This window comes from Citrobacter sp. Ce119, assembly GCF_030334525.1.
In the GTDB taxonomy this organism is placed as follows: Bacteria; Pseudomonadota; Gammaproteobacteria; order Enterobacterales; family Enterobacteriaceae; genus Citrobacter; species Citrobacter europaeus.
This window is the reverse complement of record NZ_JAOWDR010000017.1, coordinates 75,658-93,046: the sequence shown is the minus strand read 5'-3', so window position 1 is coordinate 93,046 and position 17,389 is coordinate 75,658. Positions and strand designations below refer to the sequence as shown.

Sequence of the window (17,389 nt, the reverse complement as noted above, 5' to 3'; positions counted from 1 at the left end):
CCTTACGCAACGGTTAGCTGACCCGCATAGAGTATAAAAAAGCGCAGCAGCAGTACGCCGGTCAGGCTGGCGCCGCACACTGCCAGCACGCCATGAAACGTCGAACTGCGGTTGGCCCAGGGTTTTAGCAGCATCGGCAGTATCAGCCCAAGCCCAGCTACGCCAAGCCAGAACCACCAGGTCCAGAATCCGCCGCCCAATGCCGCGGCCAGCGCGCGCATTTTACCGTCATCGCCCAGCGCCAGACCAACAAAGAACGCCGCCAGCAGGAAGATCTCCAGCCATACCACCGGAACCTCCATGCGATGCACAAAGTGCGCTTCAGTGCTGTGGGGATTGCTACGATGTCGTAACGCCATGGCGATCAGCGCCACCGCCGCGCCGGAGGAGATCCCGGAGAACAGGAACAGCACCGGCAGGATCGGGTTATTCAGGAACGGGTAGGATTTCAGTGCCGACAGCAGGAACCCGGTATACGCCCCGAGCAGGACCGCCAGCACCAGCATTAACGTCTCCAGCGCGCGATGAAATGGCGTTATCAACGTCAACACTTTCTGCACGATTCCTAACCGCGGCAGCCAGCGCTGTTGCAGGGCAATCACCTCTTTTTCAAAGATTTTTGCCAACCACAATACTAATACCACCATGTACAACTGGAACAGCATAACCCCCATCGACATCACCGAGGTGAAGCTGTAATGGAACATCAGTTTCCAGAAGGTCCATGGACGCGTCAGGTGGAACACCAGAATTAACAGACCGAAGATTATCGCCCCCGGCCCTAACACCAGCGTAGTGCGCAGCAGCGTGCTGTCCGAACCGCCCGCCTCCGGATGGAAACGACGTAGCAGAATCGCCAGCGTGACCAGTCCGGCAGAGATGCCAATCAGGAACAGATAGATGGCAATGGGCCAGTCCCACACCAGTGATTCAAAATGAAATGCAGAAGCGGATGTCATTGGCTCACCTCCCCAAATTTAAAGGGAACGCGGTAGACCTTCGGTTTTGTACCCAACGCCAGCTTGTAACGGTAGGTGGTTTTCTGCTGCAACAAACGGGAGATATCGCTGTTGGGATCGTCCAGATTACCAAACGTCAGCGCCTTCGTCGGACATGACTCAACGCAGGCGGGCTGTTTGCCCGCTTTCAGGTTGGTTTTCCGGCAGAAATCGCATTTATCCGCCGTTTTGCTCACCGGATGGATAAAGCGCACGCGATAAGGACACGCGGCGATGCAGTACTGACAGCCAACACAAAGGTCCGGGTTCACATCCACAATACCGTTGGCTGCATCGCGATACGATGCCCCCGTCGGGCAGACGTCAACGCAGGGAGCGTGGTCGCAATGCTGGCATGAGTGGCGAAAGAAGCGATACTTCACATCAGGAAACGTTCCCTGCGGCTCGCTGCGAATAATCGTCAGACGCGATACGCCTTCGGGCACGTTGTTGACTTCCCGACAGGCATCCATGCAGGCCGTACAACCGATGCATAATGACTCATCATGTACCATACCGTAACGCACGCCGTTGATGTTCAGCGTCTGCGCCACAACGCGTCCCGCCGTCCCGCTCACTGCCACCAGCGCGCCGACGCCGGTGATAAACTGGCGACGAGAGCAACTCATGGATGCTCCTTAAGCAACGGAACCGACGCCGGGTTAAAGTTCGGATTGTTACGCTGATCGCTGTGGCAATCGACGCAAATTTTGATCCGTCCTTTATCACTTAGCGTCTGCATCGTGTCTTGCTTCGGATGCAGTGAGTGACAGCTGGCGCACGCCACTTTGGTTACGTGGACATCGTGCGGCCAGAACGCTTTTTGCAACTGCTCAGGCAGGTGACAAGACATACAGACGCTGTTCTGCTGTTCCACGTTGTACATCGGCTCATTAAAGCGCATCACATCCTTCACCCCCTCACGGTGGTTCGGTGACGGCTGGCCGTGACAGTTGGTGCAGGTGACCGGCAGTTTGTTATTCGGGTTGATGACTTCCGCATGCTTACCATGCATGCCCTCGGTATCCGGCTTGTGACAGTCCAGACAAGCGGCATCCGGATTACGCTGTTGGGTAACCGTCCAGCGTTGATCCGACTCCTGCGGCGTTGGCGTGGCAGTGATTCCACTCAGGCTCCATAACAAGCCTGACGCCAGCACCCCAGCAGTTAATAACGAACGTAATACGCTCATATTCACTCCGTTGAGTTATCCGCCCCTTGCGGGGCGAAATGGGGTTATTGGCTTAACAGACCGTTTTTACGCGCCTGATCTTCCCACTGCGGAATCACCGTCTTGATGAACTCCTGCTTCTCAGCATTGATTTGCTGCATGTTCAGACCAATCGCTGCCTGAGCTTTCTCTTTAGTAGAGATATCCGGTAACGGGATTTCATGCGTGATGCCTTTGGTCGCCAGCAGACGGACCAGTTTGGTACGCGCATCGGCGGCTTTATCCATTGCGCTACCCAGCATCCGCAGACCTTCTTCCGGGGCGTGCATGTGAATACCATGTGAGGCGATAGACAGGTCCCAGCGCCATTGCGCGTGGCGGATATCTTCCAGAATCGGTTTCATTTCCGCTTCGGTTGCGCCCGCATCCCATGCGGCTTTCGCTTCGAAGTGCGCATGTACCAGTTGATCTTCAACCTTGATTTTCAGGTCATGAATGGCCTGTTTACGCTCGGCGACCACTTTTTGCAGGGACGCTTTGTCCTGGGTATGGCAGTTCGCGCAGGTCTGAGGGAAGTTATCGAACGGGTTACCAATCTTATGGTCGGTGTAGATCTTGCCTTCCGCGTTTTGCACTTTTGGCATGTGGCAGTCGATACAGGTCACGTTGTTCTTGCCATGAATACCTGCGCTCCAGGTTTCATACTCCGGGTGCTGCGCTTTCAGCATGGGTGTTTTAGACAGGGAGTTGGTCCAGTCAGAGAAAGCAATGTTGTCGTAGTATTTCTCCATGTTCTCGACTTTCATGCCGTCGTCCCACGGAAACTTAACGGCTTTGTTTTTACCGTCGAAGTAGTATTCCACGTGACACTGGCCGCAGACCATGGATTGCTGGTCAAAGCGACCGGCTTTCTCGAACGGTTTGCCGATCGCTTCCATCGCGCGTTCTGCATAAGGACGCGACAGGGTCAGCTCTGGCTTGCCTTTGGCGAAGTCGGGTGACGCGGTGTTATGGCAATCTGCACAACCGAGGTTGTTAACAATTTCCGGACCGCCGCGCGCCCATTTACCGTGGAAGTAGCCATCTTCACCGTCTTTCTGGATAAGACGCGCTACGTCCGGGCTTTTACAGCTCCAGCAAGCCATCGGCAGCGGGCCGTCTTCTGCCGTTTTTGGTGCGCCGGTACGTAAGGTTTCACGGACATCGGTCACGGCATACGCATGTCCACGCGGTTTGTTGTAATCGCGCGAGAATGGATATCCCGCCCACAGGATCACCAGACGCGGATCTTCTGCCAGCGCATCTTCACGGGCTGATTGCTCAGACGTGGCTTTCCAGGAGAGATATTGATCGGGATGCTGAGGAGCGAAGGTTTCATTTTTCGCTTCAACGGTGACGGTTTTTGCGGGTACAGAAGTTTGTTCAGCGTGAACAGCAGAAATAAATAATAAAGGTAATAACAGGCTGAAGAAACGGCGTACGCGTGATTTTATCCTTGCCATAGGGGTCTCATCCAGATGACGCCATTATCTGCAATGGCGGTTCTTTTATTGTTTTCCACAACAGCAACCACACGATACTGTCATGACATTGCTCCACCCTATTTGTAACAAGAAACCACACTGAAAATGTTGTCTTTAATCAATTGTAAGTGTATGTAAAATACCACTTTAGAGTTATAACACCCCTCAAACCTCTCACTCTTTGGTCTAATTCAGAGACAGATCACCTTTTCAACAATCCTTTAGATAACTACATGTTATCGCGAGATTTAATCAATTTTTGCTAGTTCCCTTCAAAATTCAGTTTGTCGCTAATTTGCACAATTCGTTTATTGCGTGATCTGCCGCGCAAATACTAAACAAAACTCTCAATGCCCCTACATTTAACGTTTATGAGACATATTATTAACATCCTACAAGGAGAACAAAAGCCATGAGCCAAATACATAAACACGCTATTCCCGCAAACATTGCGGATCGTTGCCTGATAAATCCGGAGCAGTACGAAGCGAAGTACCAGCAATCTGTTAACGAACCCGACACATTTTGGGGCGAGCAGGGAAAGATTCTTGATTGGATCAAACCGTACAGCCAGGTGAAGAACACCTCGTTTGCGCCAGGCAACGTGTCTATTAAATGGTACGAAGACGGCACGCTAAACCTGGCAGCGAACTGCCTCGACCGTCATCTGCAGGCAAATGGCGATCGTACCGCCATCATCTGGGAAGGCGACGACGCCACCCAAAGCAAACATATTACCTACCGCGAGCTGCATCGCGATGTCTGTCGTTTTGCCAATACATTACTGGATTTAGGCATTAAAAAAGGTGATGTGGTGGCAATTTATATGCCGATGGTGCCGGAAGCTGCGGTCGCCATGCTGGCCTGCGCCCGCATTGGCGCGGTGCATTCGGTCATCTTCGGTGGTTTCTCACCGGAGGCCGTCGCCGGACGTATTATCGACTCTAATTCACGCCTGGTTATCACAGCCGACGAAGGCGTGCGCGCCGGACGCGCTATCCCGTTGAAAAAGAACGTCGATGATGCGCTGAAAAACCCGAACGTGAAAACCGTTGAACATGTAGTCGTCCTCAAACGTACTGGCGGTAAAACGGAATGGCAAGAAGGCCGTGACCTGTGGTGGTCCGATCTTATCGAGAAAGCCAGCCCGGAACATCAGCCAGAAGAAATGAACGCGGAAGATCCGCTGTTTATCCTGTATACCTCCGGTTCAACTGGCAAACCGAAAGGCGTGCTGCACACCACCGGCGGGTATCTGGTCTACGCCGCAACCACCTTTAAGTACGTGTTTGACTACCATCAGGGCGATATTTATTGGTGTACCGCTGACGTAGGTTGGGTAACCGGACACAGCTACCTGCTGTACGGTCCGCTGGCCTGCGGCGCAACCACGCTGATGTTCGAAGGCGTGCCAAACTGGCCTACTCCGGCACGAATGTCGCAGGTTGTGGACAAGCACCAGGTCAATATTCTGTATACCGCACCGACCGCCATCCGCGCCCTGATGGCAGAAGGCGATAAAGCGATTGAAGGTACTGACCGTTCGTCGCTGCGTATCCTGGGTTCCGTTGGCGAGCCGATCAACCCGGAAGCATGGGAGTGGTACTGGAAGAAGATCGGCAACGAAAAATGTCCGGTCGTCGATACCTGGTGGCAGACTGAAACCGGGGGATTCATGATCACCCCGCTGCCGGGCGCCACCGAGCTGAAAGCCGGTTCCGCAACCCGTCCGTTCTTTGGCGTACAGCCTGCGATTGTCGATAACGAAGGTAATCCACTGGAAGGCGCGACCGAAGGCAACCTGGTAATTACCGACTCGTGGCCGGGCCAGGCGAGAACGCTGTTTGGCGATCACGAACGCTTTGAGCAAACCTATTTCTCCACCTTCAAGAATATGTACTTCAGCGGCGACGGCGCACGCCGTGATGAAGATGGTTATTACTGGATCACCGGCCGTGTGGACGATGTGCTGAACGTCTCTGGTCACCGTCTGGGAACGGCAGAAATCGAATCGGCGTTGGTGTCGCATCCGAAGATTGCCGAAGCCGCGGTAGTCGGTATTCCGCATAATATTAAAGGCCAGGCGATCTACGCCTACGTCACGCTGAATCACGGCGAAGAGCCGTCACCTGAGTTGTACGCCGAGGTTCGCAACTGGGTGCGTAAAGAAATTGGTCCGTTGGCAACGCCAGACGTGCTGCACTGGACCGACTCACTGCCGAAAACCCGCTCCGGCAAAATCATGCGCCGTATCCTGCGTAAAATCGCGGCGGGCGATACCAGCAATCTGGGCGATACCTCGACCCTCGCCGATCCGGGCGTGGTAGAGAAACTGCTCGAAGAGAAGCAGGCCATCGCGATGCCATCATAACCATAACCGTGAAATGCCCGATGGCGCGCTGCTTATCGGGCCTACAAATCCTATCCCTACCCCTCCCCTGAGCGGGAGGGAAATATAAAAACCCTCCCCCAAAGGATTTCGCGTTGCAGGGCTGCGACAGCAGTCAGGTCATGCCTGCTGCGCGAAAGACGAAGGGGACCTCTGGAGAGCTCTGTGATGAATGACAATATTTATCAGCGGATAGAAGACAGTGCGCGTTTCAGGGAGTTAGTTGAAAAACGGCAACGGTTTGCCACCATTCTGTCCATCATCATGCTGGCAGTTTATATCAGCTTTATATTATTGATTGCCTTTGCGCCGGGCTGGCTGGGTACTCCGCTACACGCGGGAACCAGCGTCACCCGCGGTATTCCGATTGGGGTCGGTGTGATCCTCATCTCTTTCATCCTGACCGGGATCTACATCTGGCGGGCAAATGGTGAATTCGATCGCCTGAACAATGCGGTTCTGCACGAGGTTAAAGCATCATGAAGAGAGTCCTGACGGCGCTTGCCGCCACGCTGCCCTTCGCCGCAAACGCGGCGGATGCTATTAGTGGTGCAGTCCAACGCCAGCCAACCAACTGGCAGGCGATTGTTATGTTCCTGATTTTCGTCATCTTTACGCTCGGCATTACCTACTGGGCGTCTAAGCGCGTACGTTCGCGGAATGACTACTACACCGCTGGCGGTAACATCACTGGTTTCCAGAACGGGCTGGCGATTGCGGGCGACTATATGTCGGCGGCATCGTTCCTCGGGATTTCCGCGCTGGTGTTTACCTCGGGTTATGACGGGCTGATCTATTCCCTCGGCTTCCTGGTTGGCTGGCCAATTATCCTGTTCCTGATTGCTGAGCGTTTGCGTAACCTGGGTCGTTACACCTTTGCAGACGTTGCTTCCTACCGTCTGAAACAAGGCCCAATCCGTATTCTGTCGGCCTGTGGTTCCCTTGTGGTGGTCGCGCTGTACCTGATCGCCCAGATGGTCGGCGCAGGTAAGCTGATTGAGCTGCTATTTGGTCTGAACTATCACATCGCCGTCGTGCTGGTTGGCGTGCTGATGATGATGTACGTTCTGTTTGGCGGCATGCTGGCGACCACCTGGGTACAGATCATCAAAGCCGTTCTGTTGCTGTTCGGCGCCAGCTTTATGGCCTTTATGGTGATGAAGCACGTCGGCTTTAGCTTCAACAACCTGTTCACCGAAGCGATGGCGGTACACCCGAAAGGTTCAGCCATTATGAGCCCGGGAGGACTGGTTAAAGATCCGATCTCCGCGCTGTCGTTAGGTCTCGGCCTGATGTTTGGTACGGCAGGCTTGCCGCACATCCTGATGCGTTTCTTCACGGTCAGCGATGCCCGCGAAGCGCGTAAGAGCGTGTTCTACGCCACCGGTTTTATGGGTTATTTCTACATCCTGACCTTTATCATCGGCTTTGGCGCAATCATGCTGGTAGGGGCTAATCCGGCGTACAAAGACGCTGCAGGTGCGTTGATTGGCGGTAACAACATGGCAGCGGTTCACCTGGCGAACGCGGTGGGCGGTAACCTGTTCCTCGGCTTTATCTCAGCCGTGGCATTTGCCACCATCCTGGCGGTGGTTGCCGGCCTGACGCTGGCGGGTGCATCGGCAGTCTCTCATGACCTGTACGCCAACGTGTTCCGCAAAGGCGCAACCGAACGTGAAGAGCTGAGAGTCTCGAAAATCACCGTACTGGTGTTGGGCGTGATTGCTATTCTGCTCGGCGTGCTGTTTGAGAACCAGAACATCGCCTTCATGGTAGGCCTGGCGTTTGCTATCGCGGCCAGCTGCAACTTCCCCATCATTCTGCTCTCCATGTACTGGTCAAGACTGACCACGCGTGGCGCGATGCTGGGCGGCTGGTTAGGTCTGCTGACGGCGGTGGTGCTGATGATTCTTGGCCCGACGATTTGGGTCCAGATCCTCGGTCACGAAAAAGCCATTTTCCCGTATGAGTATCCGGCGCTGTTCTCCATTAGCGTAGCATTCCTCGGGATTTGGTTCTTCTCTGCTACCGACAACTCAGAAGAAGGCAATCGCGAACGCGAGCAGTTCCGTGCTCAGTTCATCCGTTCCCAGACCGGGTACGGCGTAGAACAAGGTCGCGCACACTAACTCCTCCTCTTCCCCGGTCATTTTGGCCGGGGAAGACATTCAGCAAATCATCCAGGATTCTCATCCGTTATAAAGCGACGAGCAGGTACAGCGATAAGCAACAGGAAAACAATCGCACACACAAGATTTAGCCACTGCCAGCCCATAAATAAATCATTAAGCATTTTTAACATCCTTTTCTATTTTTATTCCATTCCATCTGTAATACGTCATTAGTCTGCAGTAAAACTCCCCGTCAGTCGCAGTTTGCCATCAACCAGCTTGAACATATATGACGTCGCGCCGTCACAATTTTCTGAAAGACCGGGGAGTTGCTCATTTGCACTTGTCCCCTGCGAAGTAAAAAGAATACCGTCTGTAAGTTCCCCTTGAGCGATGGTATCGCATGTTCCTGTAACGGTATGACGTTTACCGTTTTCTTCATAATAAAACATGCCATCTTCATCCGCTGGAAAATAGCGACGTTGCTGCTCACGTTCCGAAAGTGTGTTAATTCTGTACTCGTTTATCATCAGGGATTCAGCATCAACGCCGATATTGGTCAGCATCTGCAGATGCGCCATAATCTGCTGCGAATTTTGATCAAATACAGCCTCGGTAAGTACTTCTTCCTGACGATTTTCGTCATAAGCAATAAAGTCAAATAGCGTCCCCTGCAAAGGAAAGACAAAATATGTTTTCAACGCGACAACATTTTTCTCCCGCAACGCCTGTTGGAACTGTTGAAACTGAATTAGCGCGCTTTTCTTTTGTTCTGGCGTGGTGATGGGAGTAACGTTTTTGGCGCTATCAAGAATAAGCAGCACAGAAGTAAAGTGACGCCCCGTCTGGGCATACATCGTTTTCCCGGTCAGGATGACATCTTTTCCCAGAGAAGGAGCAAGATCGGCGTAACCAGGCTTATTTTTGCCCATCAAAATAAGCTGTACTAGCGGAACACTTTCACGCTCACCAGTAACATCGCACTCAAACGGTTGATCCAATTTAAGATAATCATAAGTTACCGCCTCATCGCCATCTTTAATGCTTTCGTAATTTGGCGGACCGGGTAACGTCTGTTGTATTAATGTTCCCTGCAATGTCACCCGTTGGTCTTCATCAGGACACCAGGCCAAAACGGCATGACTGAACAAGAGAGCAGATAACCACAAATATTTCACGCTGCGCGTCCTTACAATGGCGAGTAACATTTATCACTATTCTAAGGCGTGAACATAAATTTAAACATAGCCTCTAAGAAAATAAGAATCTCGCCCCCTCCGCCGATCATTTTGGTCGGGATCACATTTTTCCCTCTACGTTGTATCCATCTTCCGCATTAGCGCTATTGTACAAAAATCAAATTGAAACACTGTTTTTATTACATCGATACTGCAATTCATTTTTGAAGGATGAGGATGTTATGAAGAAATATGCCCTGGTAGGAACCGGCGGGCGCGCGGGACTTTACATCAGCGCGATTGGCGGGCAATGGAAGGAAAATGCTCGTTTGGTTGCCTTTTGCGACACCAATCAAACGCGTATGAATTACGCTAACCAGCTTCTGAAGAACGAAGGCGCAGCCCCTGTCTCCACATGGAAAGCGCAGCAGTTTGAAGAGATGATCCGAGAAACTCGCCCGGATATCATCATTGTAACCACCATGGACCGGACTCACGACGACTACATCGTGCGTGCGCTACGCGCGGGCTGCGATGTAATCACCGAAAAACCGATGACCATCGATGAGCAACGCGCCCTGCGGATTCTGGACGCCATTGAAGAGACCGGACGTCAGGTACGCGTCGCCTTTAACTATCGCTATGCGCCGCACCACAGCAAAGTTCGCGAACTGCTGATGAACGGTACGATTGGCGAAGTTTATTCGGTTCACTTTGAATGGTTGCTCAATACCGAGCACGGTGCCGATTATTTCCGCCGCTGGCATCGCGAAAAACGGAATAGCGGCGGCTTATTAGTGCATAAATCCACTCACCATTTTGATCTGATGAACTTCTGGCTGGGCAGTTATCCGGAGCGGGTGTATGCCGAAGGTAGCCTGCGTTTCTACGGAAAAGAGAACGCCGAACGCCGGGGCGTGACGCAATTTTACCCGCGCACTCACGGCTATGCGCAGGCCAAAGACGATCCGTTTGCGCTGCATATGGCCGAGAATCCTCAGCTTAAAGCGCTCTATCTGGATGCCGAACACGAAGATAACTATTTCCGCGACCAGAGCGTGTTCAGCGACGGTATCACCATTGAAGACACCATGTCGGTGCTGGTGAAATATCAGAATCAGGTGCAGCTTACCTATTCACTGAACACCTGGCTGCCATGGGAAGGCTTGAACGTGGTGTTTAACGGTAGCGAAGGCCGCCTGGAGATGAAAATCGTTGAGAAATCCTACGTCAACGCCGGAGGGGAGCGGGACAACGAAGGCAGCCTTGAAGCCTGTGACATCACTGTTTTCCCGATGTTTGCCGCGCCGTGGCAGGCTGATTTTACCCTCGGCGAAGGCGGTCACGGTGGCGGTGATAACGCCATGCTGGCGGATCTGTTTGGCGAGCCGCGGCACGATCCGTTGCAGCGTGCCGCCGGCCATCGCGCCGGCGCCATGTCGATTTTGACCGGTATCGCCGGGAATATTTCCATGCAGCAACAGCGGCCGGTGAATTTTAAAGAATTCTCGCTGATTTCACGCTTGAAATAGCACACCGCCGCTGGTCAGAACATCAGCCTTGCGACCAGCGGCGCTACCAGCACCATCACCACGCCAGAAAGCATCATCACCAGGCTGGCAACCACGCCCTCCTGCTGGCCGAGCTCATATGAGCGTGCCGTGCCTGCGCCATGCGATGCGGCGCCAAATCCTGCGCCTTTCGCCATCCCTTCGCGAATGGAAAGTCGTAAAAACAGCACATCGCCGACCGCCATACCGAATACACCGGTCACCACCACGAACAATGCCACCAGGTCCGGCTGCCCGCCCAACGGCTCTGCCGCCGCCAGCGCAAACGGCGTAGTGACGGAGCGCACCGCCAGACTGCGCTGGATTTCATCAGGCAGCATAAACAGACGCGCCAACCAAACGGAACTGGTGACAGCCACCAGCGTAGCCGTCACTACGCCCGCCGTCAGCGACATCCAATGGCGCTTAATCACCGCAAGGTTGTCATAAACCGGCACGGCAAAGGCGATGGTTGCAGGTCCCAGCAGCCACAGCAGCCAGTGCGATTCACCAATATAGTTTTGCCAGGAGATGTGCCCAAAGACCAGCATCAGCACCAGCAGCGCCGGAGTGAGCACCAATGGCATCAGCGGTAATTTACGAAAACGGCGATACAGACGCTTGTTGGCAAAATAGATGCCCAGCGTAATCACCAGACACAGCACGCTTAGCTGGAAATTACTCACGGTTTAGCCTGCTCATTTCATAGCGATACACTTTATCCACCACCCACGCCGTTGCGCCAAGCACCATCACCGTACTTAGCGCAATGACGGAAAATATGCGCCAGCCATCGACCAACAACAGCTGCGTGTAGTTGACGACGGCCACCACCGCTGGGACAAAAAATAGCAGCATTTCAGCCAGTAACCAGCGAGCCCCAGCGCGGATCCACTTCAGCGGGATAACCCGACAGACAATCAACGCCAACATCAGCACCATCCCCACCAGGTTGGCAGGAAGCGGCAAATGCAGCCAGGAGACAAGATATTGAGCAAATACAAATAGACCTGCGTACAACAGAACCTGAACGGGTATCTGAAGTCGATGAATAACGGCAGGCGTCACGCGGCTTATCGCCACAGCCATGAGGGTATGTCCTTAAAAAATAGAGAGCGCCAGTATAGAGCCCCCCCATCCAGGACTGAAATGAATTAAACTCATTGCAGGCATAGTCTTAAGGAATAATCATGGATATCAGAACGCTGCGCTATTTTGTTGAGGTGGTTCGTCAGCAGAGCTTTACCCGCGCAGCGGAGAAGCTTTTTGTCACCCAACCCACCATCAGCAAGATGTTGAAGAACCTTGAAGACGAGCTTAACTGCACGCTGTTAATCCGCGACGGTCGGCGGCTGCTGTTAACCGACACCGGGCAGGTCGTTTTCGAACGTGGCCTGGCGATCCTTGCCGAGTTTCGCCAGCTCGAAGCCGAACTTAGCGACATTAATCATCTCAACAAGGGCGTGCTGCGCCTCGGTATCCCGCCCATGGTGGGTATGTTGATGGCCGGGCCGATCGGCCTGTTTCGCCAGCGCTATCCCGGCGTTGAGCTGAAGATATCTGAATTTGGCGGCTTAACCGTTCAGCAGGCGGTGATAAACGGCGATCTGGATGTCGCGATGACTGCGTTGCCAGTTGAGGAAGAGAGCGGTCTGGCGACCTTACCGCTTTTTAGTCATCCGCTCTGCGTGCTGGTCCCCCGCTCCGGTCAGTGGACAACGTGCGAATCTATTTCCCCCGAGGCATTAGCGGAGCATCCGCTGCTTATCTATAACGAAGATTTCGCATTGAGCCGCCAATTGCTTAAGCTGTTTAGCCAACACAACGTCAAGCCCCGCATCGCGGTTCGCAGCGGGCAGTGGGATTTTCTGGCGGCGATGGTGCAAGCCGGTGTCGGGATTGCTATTTTACCGGAGCCGATTTGCCAGCGCCTGGATAAGCAGACGCTGCGCTGGATCCCCCTGGAGAGCGATTTACGCTGGCAGTTGGGTATGATTTGGCGCGACGGCGTATATTTGTCGCACAGCGCCAAGGCGTGGCTCAAATGCTGTGAAGGGTTTTGGCTAACCCAAGAGGTGTAAAATGCCGGATGCGGCTTAACGCCTTATCCGGCCTACATCGGTATGCCAGTGTTGTAGACCTGATAAGCGTAGCGCATCAGGCACGTTCACCCGCATTAAAATCCATGATTTCACCTGCCCAATCTTGCGGGTACAAACCATGCATCACATCACGATGAAATGTTGAAAAAGGCCAGTCCTGTACCTGTTTTACCCAGCCGTGCTTCACCGGGTTAATGTAAATATAATCAACATGCTGGCGATAATCATGTTCATCACGGATGGTGTGCTCCCAAAAGCGAGATTGCCAGATATGTCGGGAAGACAATGAGTGGGTGAAATGCTTCTTAATTTCCCGCCAGCGAGAGGAATAATCCGCATCATTGTCAGGTAACGTCCATATGCAATGCATATGCTCGGGTAAAACGACCCACGCATTAATGCGAAAAGGCCTAACCTTTTTGACCGCAGCGATTGCACACCGAAGCGCGTGAATGTTGGCAGTCAGAAGATGGCTTCGACGGTCCTGCAGATTTACCGTAAAAAACCAGGTTCCCCCATTAATGTAATTTCGTCGATAGTTGGACATGTTTCCCCCTTTCCTCAACCGTATGGAGAAAAGAGGGAATCGACAAGAGGGATGGATTCGTTCAGGAAAGCCGCTCGCAAATTACACGATGAATAATTTCTTGCAGCCAGTTGCGCGCCATTTGGCACACCCTTCGCCGGATGCGGCTAGCGCCTTATCCGGCCTACATCGCTGTTGCCGGTTTTGTAGGCCTGATAAGCGTAGCGCATCAGGCACGCTCGTTTACTGGTTCTCGATCAACAGCGCTTCCAGCAAATCCAGATCGTGCAGCAGTTTTTGCAGCGTTTCATTGCTGATTTCCCGCGTGGCGCGCAGATGATAAAGTTCCGCGCGCTCTGAGCGCAGCGCTGCCAGGCGGAAACGCCGTTCGAGATTTTCTTCCTGCATCGAGCTTTCCACGTCATTGCGTCCGTCGGCACGTCGACGCAGGTTACCGATGACGCGTGAACTCACCTCGGTGAGCAACTGGTTGTCGATGTTCTCTTCGCTGTCCGCAGCCAGACGTTCCTCCATTTTCTGGATGGCGACAATCGCCACTTCCGCCGTAGCTGCGCGGGCAATACGTTCCTCTTTCTGCTGCTGCGAGTGGTCTGCCACTTCCAGATGCTGTAGCAGAATCGGCAGCATCACCACGCCAACAAACAGCGAGAACAGAATCACGCCCGCAGCCAGGAAGATCAGCTCATAGCGCGCCGGGAAGCCGCTACCATCCGGTAGCAGCAGCGGAATGGAGAGCACACCGGCAAGGGTAATAGCCCCACGCACCCCCGCAAAGGAGGCTATCAGGATTTCACGCGTCGTCCAGGATCCAAACTCCATCGGTTTTTTCTTCAGGAAGCGCAGGCTGAACTTCTTCATGGTCCACAGCCAGCCAAAACGTACCAGCATCAGCGCCACGTAAATCAGCACGATATCGGTAAACAGCATCCAGATTTCAACGTTCGGGTCGACTTCTGCCGCCGCCAAAGATGACTCCAGAATTCCCGGCAACTGCAGTCCTAACAGCAAGAACACCATGCCGTTAAACACAAATTCCAGCATCGCCCAGGTGCTGTTAGCGCGCAAACGCATCGCCAGCGGCGCACGGCGCATTACTCCAGAACGGGTAATCGTCATCCCGGCAGCGACCGCCGCGAGGATGCCTGAAACACCAATGTGTTCCGCAATCAGATAAGACGCAAACGGCAGCAGAAACAGCAGAACGATTTGCGTTGCGGGCTCATCACCGCCCCAGCGGCTAAGAAAACGCAGGGAGCGCCCGTACAGCCAACTGACGACAAAACCGGCCAGGATGCCGCCAATCGCCACTTTGAAGAACTCAACCGTCGCGCCGCCGACGGTAAATACCATCGTGCCCATCGCCACGGCTACGGCAAATTTCAGCGAGACCAGGCCGGACGCATCGTTCATCAACGCTTCGCCCTGCAGGATGCCCATGATTTTCTTCGGTATGCGTCCCTCCCCCACAATGCCGGATAACGCCACGGCATCGGTTGGCGACAGAACGGCGGCCAGCGCAAAGGCCGGGATGAGAGGGATCCCCGGCACCAGCCAGTAAATCATAAAGCCAATCCCGACCACCGTAACCAGAACCAGCGCCAGCGCAAGGCCGAAGATCTCTCGCCCGTGCTCGAGAAACTCACGCGTTGGCGTCTTCCAGCCATCAGCAAAGAGCAACGGCGGGATGAACAGAACCAAAAACAGCTCAGGATCGAATTCCACATGCAAACCAAACGTCGGCCACGCCAGCAAGGCGCCGATGGCGATCTGCATAAGGGGTAAAGGGAGTTGGAAGGGCAATACGCGAGTAAATACCCCCGACAGCGAGACCACAAGGGTCATGATGAGTATGGTGAAAAAGATTTCCATGCGTTCCCTGTTTGCGATGTTTCTTATGATTGGTGATAAAGGCGTCGTGCCTTAATTCTATCTACTTGAGAGTAACGCAAAAGACAACGAGTGTGTTCTGAAAATAAAAACGGGCGGCCAAAGCCACCCGTTTTAAGGATCTTCAACGGATGAGGATCAGATAGCCCAACCACCTGCGTAGAAGGCCACCAGCGCGATGGCGATAACCACAGTGCCGATGTTCAGTTTGCGCCATTCGCCAGAGACGATACGGCCAATCACCAGGGTAGCAAAGCCAATCATAATGCCGGTAACGATGTTACAGGTCAGCACGATAAATACGGCTGTTACCAGTCCAGCCATAGCGTCAACAAAGTCAGCAAAGTCGATTTTCGCGACGTTGCTCAGCATCAACAGACCCACATACATCAGCGCAGGCGCCGTTGCGTACACAGGTACAAGATAAGAGAGCGGAGAAAGGAACAGGATCAGCAGGAACAGTACGCCAACGGTGATCGCCGTCAGGCCGGTTTTACCGCCTGCCGCCGTACCCGCTGCGGATTCAATATAAACCGCAGCCGGTGCAGCGCCCACCAGACCAGAGAACACGCTGCTCAGTGAGTCGGTGGTCAGCGCTTTGCCGCCATCAATAATCTGTCCGTCTTTATCCAGCAGGTTCGCCTGTCCAGCCACCGCGCGGATGGTTCCAGTCGCATCGAAGACAGCGGTCATGACCAGCGCCAGCACGCTCGGCAGTACGATCGGGTTCAGTGCGCCCATAATATCCAGGCTGCCAATCAGCGAGTTGCCGTTCTCGTCGCTCAGCGACGGCATGGCAAAAATACCGGAGAAATGCACGGCTGGGTCAAAAATCAGGCCGACGATGGAAATACCGATAATGGTCAGCAGAATGCCGCCCGGCACTTTCAATTTTTCGAGACCAATAATCACCGCCAGACCAATCAGCGACATAATCACCGGGAAGGTATCGAAGTCGCCCAGCGCAACCGGCAGGCCGTCCAGCGGGTTCTTAATCACCAGACCAACACCGTTTGCCGCAATCAGCAGCAGGAACAGGCCGATACCAATCCCCGTACCGTGCGCAACACCTTGCGGCAGATTGCGCAGGATCCAGCTACGAATACCGGTCGCGGAAATAATGGTAAACAGGACACCCATCAGGAACACTGCGCCCAGCGCAACGGGCACGCTGATATGCTGCCCCAGCACCAGGCTGAATGCGGTAAACGCCGTCAGAGAAATGGCGCAGCCAATTGCCAGCGGCAGGTTTGCCCACAGGCCCATCACAATAGAACCGACGCCCGCGACCAGACAGGTCGCCACAAATACGGCGGCAGGCGGGAATCCGGCTTTACCCAGCATCCCCGGAACCACGATAACGGAGTAAACCATGGCCAGGAACGTCGTTAATCCGGCAACGACTTCCTGACGAACGGTACTGCCGCGAAGCGAAATTTTAAACCAGGCGTCGAGTGAACCGCCGGTACGCGCTGAAGGCGTAGACATAGAAAACATCCCCTGAGAGTTTATTTTTTCGTCATTATGCGTGCTGGACAATCCACTGCCTGCTAAACGTTTTCTCCATGTGCCAGGTTTGCGTCAATAGGGGTGTCGCAAAAAAGCAAACGTTTAGCTCCGCGCATAAAAAACGGGTGGTAAAAAAAAGCAAACGATTATCCAGCGATCATACGCTGGTTTTCAACTGAACTTTGCCGCTTTTTACTCATTTCTTCTTATAACGCGCAATAAATAATCAGTCGATGCGCAAACGTTATCGTCAATGCGCAATCTGGCAACAAATTTCGCGGAGTTATTACAACATCGGAGTTCCTTTTTCGCGCAAACTTGCGCAAGAAAATCGGTGAAGATGCGGAAAATTTTTTGGCTAAAAAAACAGCATTTCACTGGCAAATGGAGAGAGGTGGCTTACACTTACATTATCAACACAGGC

The 17,389-nt window shown here is 53.5% G+C and carries 15 protein-coding genes; 5 read left to right on the top strand and 10 right to left on the bottom strand.

Annotated features, from left to right (window positions below; translation table 11 throughout):
• Positions 1-2 precede the first annotated feature (2 nt).
• From nrfD to nrfA, 4 genes are read right to left on the bottom strand one after another with little or no spacing between them, the layout of a single operon-like run.
• Positions 3-959: a cytochrome c nitrite reductase subunit NrfD gene (nrfD, locus tag OGV80_RS02080; RefSeq protein ID WP_047406963.1), complete on the bottom strand. Its 957-nt coding sequence runs from the start codon at positions 957-959 to the stop codon at positions 3-5.
• Positions 956-1,627 carry a cytochrome c nitrite reductase Fe-S protein gene (nrfC, locus tag OGV80_RS02075; protein ID WP_043018096.1) on the bottom strand — a complete coding sequence of 224 codons (672 nt, stop codon included), beginning with the start codon at positions 1,625-1,627 and terminating at the stop codon, positions 956-958. Before nrfC ends, nrfD begins: the two co-directional genes overlap by 4 nt.
• A complete protein-coding gene (gene nrfB, locus OGV80_RS02070; protein WP_043018095.1) occupies positions 1,624-2,190 on the bottom strand; it encodes a cytochrome c nitrite reductase pentaheme subunit in 567 nt (188 codons plus the stop codon). Before nrfB ends, nrfC begins: the two co-directional genes overlap by 4 nt.
• Positions 2,191-2,234: 44 nt before the next feature.
• Positions 2,235-3,671, bottom strand: a complete 1,437-nt coding sequence (gene nrfA, locus OGV80_RS02065; RefSeq protein WP_043018094.1) for an ammonia-forming nitrite reductase cytochrome c552 subunit — start codon at positions 3,669-3,671, stop codon at positions 2,235-2,237.
• 433 nt (positions 3,672-4,104) lie between these two features.
• Here nrfA and acs point away from each other — a divergent pair, with 433 nt between their 5' ends.
• The 3 genes from acs to actP all read left to right on the top strand — a co-directional run bounded on the left by acs (position 4,105) and on the right by actP (position 8,210).
• Complete coding sequence (gene acs, locus OGV80_RS02060; protein WP_043018093.1) at positions 4,105-6,063, top strand: acetate--CoA ligase; 1,959 nt, start codon at positions 4,105-4,107, stop codon at positions 6,061-6,063.
• A gap of 186 nt (positions 6,064-6,249) precedes the next feature.
• On the top strand, positions 6,250-6,564 hold the full coding sequence (locus tag OGV80_RS02055) for a DUF485 domain-containing protein (protein WP_006688274.1): 315 nt from the start codon (positions 6,250-6,252) through the stop codon (positions 6,562-6,564).
• Positions 6,561-8,210: a cation/acetate symporter ActP gene (gene actP, locus OGV80_RS02050; RefSeq protein ID WP_043018092.1), complete on the top strand. Its 1,650-nt coding sequence runs from the start codon at positions 6,561-6,563 to the stop codon at positions 8,208-8,210. The genes OGV80_RS02055 and actP overlap by 4 nt, the downstream gene beginning before the upstream one ends.
• Positions 8,211-8,422: 212 nt before the next feature.
• Here actP and OGV80_RS02045 read toward each other — a convergent pair whose 3' ends face one another.
• The gene (locus OGV80_RS02045; RefSeq protein ID WP_051642778.1) at positions 8,423-9,370 is read right to left on the bottom strand and encodes a DUF4431 domain-containing protein; all 948 of its coding nucleotides are present in this window, start codon (positions 9,368-9,370) and stop codon (positions 8,423-8,425) included.
• A gap of 242 nt (positions 9,371-9,612) precedes the next feature.
• On the opposite strand from OGV80_RS02045, the gene OGV80_RS02040 reads away from it, so the two are divergent.
• On the top strand, positions 9,613-10,902 hold the full coding sequence (locus OGV80_RS02040) for a Gfo/Idh/MocA family protein (protein ID WP_087052811.1): 1,290 nt from the start codon (positions 9,613-9,615) through the stop codon (positions 10,900-10,902).
• Positions 10,903-10,916: 14 nt separating this feature from the next.
• On the opposite strand, the gene OGV80_RS02035 is transcribed toward OGV80_RS02040, so the two are convergent.
• Both OGV80_RS02035 and OGV80_RS02030 read right to left on the bottom strand, forming a co-directional pair.
• The gene (locus tag OGV80_RS02035) at positions 10,917-11,606 is read right to left on the bottom strand and encodes an LrgB family protein (RefSeq protein WP_003031745.1); all 690 of its coding nucleotides are present in this window, start codon (positions 11,604-11,606) and stop codon (positions 10,917-10,919) included.
• Entirely contained in the window at positions 11,599-12,009 is a 411-nt protein-coding gene (locus OGV80_RS02030) for a CidA/LrgA family protein (protein WP_075145347.1), read from the bottom strand. The genes OGV80_RS02035 and OGV80_RS02030 overlap by 8 nt, the downstream gene beginning before the upstream one ends.
• A gap of 101 nt (positions 12,010-12,110) precedes the next feature.
• On the opposite strand from OGV80_RS02030, the gene OGV80_RS02025 reads away from it, so the two are divergent.
• A complete protein-coding gene (locus OGV80_RS02025; protein ID WP_043018089.1) occupies positions 12,111-13,001 on the top strand; it encodes a LysR family transcriptional regulator in 891 nt (296 codons plus the stop codon).
• A gap of 76 nt (positions 13,002-13,077) precedes the next feature.
• Here the strand turns inward: OGV80_RS02025 and OGV80_RS02020 are convergent, their stop codons facing one another.
• The 3 genes from OGV80_RS02020 to ghxP all read right to left on the bottom strand — a co-directional run bounded on the left by OGV80_RS02020 (position 13,078) and on the right by ghxP (position 16,944).
• Entirely contained in the window at positions 13,078-13,569 is a 492-nt protein-coding gene (locus tag OGV80_RS02020; RefSeq protein WP_043018088.1) for an REP-associated tyrosine transposase, read from the bottom strand.
• Between the two features lie 222 nt (positions 13,570-13,791).
• A complete protein-coding gene (locus tag OGV80_RS02015) occupies positions 13,792-15,438 on the bottom strand; it encodes a Na+/H+ antiporter (protein ID WP_043018087.1) in 1,647 nt (548 codons plus the stop codon).
• A 156-nt stretch (positions 15,439-15,594) separates the two neighbouring features.
• Complete coding sequence (gene ghxP, locus OGV80_RS02010) at positions 15,595-16,944, bottom strand: guanine/hypoxanthine transporter GhxP (protein WP_043018086.1); 1,350 nt, start codon at positions 16,942-16,944, stop codon at positions 15,595-15,597.
• Positions 16,945-17,389 lie beyond the last annotated feature (445 nt).

Bases quoted from the DNA above. Each gene is read 5' to 3' on its own strand.
- nrfD (WP_047406963.1), bottom strand. From the start codon at position 959: ATGACATCCGCTTCTGCATTTCATTTTGAATCACTGGTGTGGGACTGG.
- nrfC (WP_043018096.1), bottom strand. From the start codon at position 1,627: ATGAGTTGCTCTCGTCGCCAGTTTATCACCGGCGTCGGCGCGCTGGTG.
- nrfB (WP_043018095.1), bottom strand. From the start codon at position 2,190: ATGAGCGTATTACGTTCGTTATTAACTGCTGGGGTGCTGGCGTCAGGC.
- nrfA (WP_043018094.1), bottom strand. From the start codon at position 3,671: ATGGCAAGGATAAAATCACGCGTACGCCGTTTCTTCAGCCTGTTATTA.
- acs (WP_043018093.1), top strand. From the start codon at position 4,105: ATGAGCCAAATACATAAACACGCTATTCCCGCAAACATTGCGGATCGT.
- OGV80_RS02055 (WP_006688274.1), top strand. From the start codon at position 6,250: ATGAATGACAATATTTATCAGCGGATAGAAGACAGTGCGCGTTTCAGG.
- actP (WP_043018092.1), top strand. From the start codon at position 6,561: ATGAAGAGAGTCCTGACGGCGCTTGCCGCCACGCTGCCCTTCGCCGCA.
- OGV80_RS02040 (WP_087052811.1), top strand. From the start codon at position 9,613: ATGAAGAAATATGCCCTGGTAGGAACCGGCGGGCGCGCGGGACTTTAC.
- OGV80_RS02030 (WP_075145347.1), bottom strand. From the start codon at position 12,009: ATGGCTGTGGCGATAAGCCGCGTGACGCCTGCCGTTATTCATCGACTT.
- OGV80_RS02025 (WP_043018089.1), top strand. From the start codon at position 12,111: ATGGATATCAGAACGCTGCGCTATTTTGTTGAGGTGGTTCGTCAGCAG.
- OGV80_RS02020 (WP_043018088.1), bottom strand. From the start codon at position 13,569: ATGTCCAACTATCGACGAAATTACATTAATGGGGGAACCTGGTTTTTT.
- OGV80_RS02015 (WP_043018087.1), bottom strand. From the start codon at position 15,438: ATGGAAATCTTTTTCACCATACTCATCATGACCCTTGTGGTCTCGCTG.
- ghxP (WP_043018086.1), bottom strand. From the start codon at position 16,944: ATGTCTACGCCTTCAGCGCGTACCGGCGGTTCACTCGACGCCTGGTTT.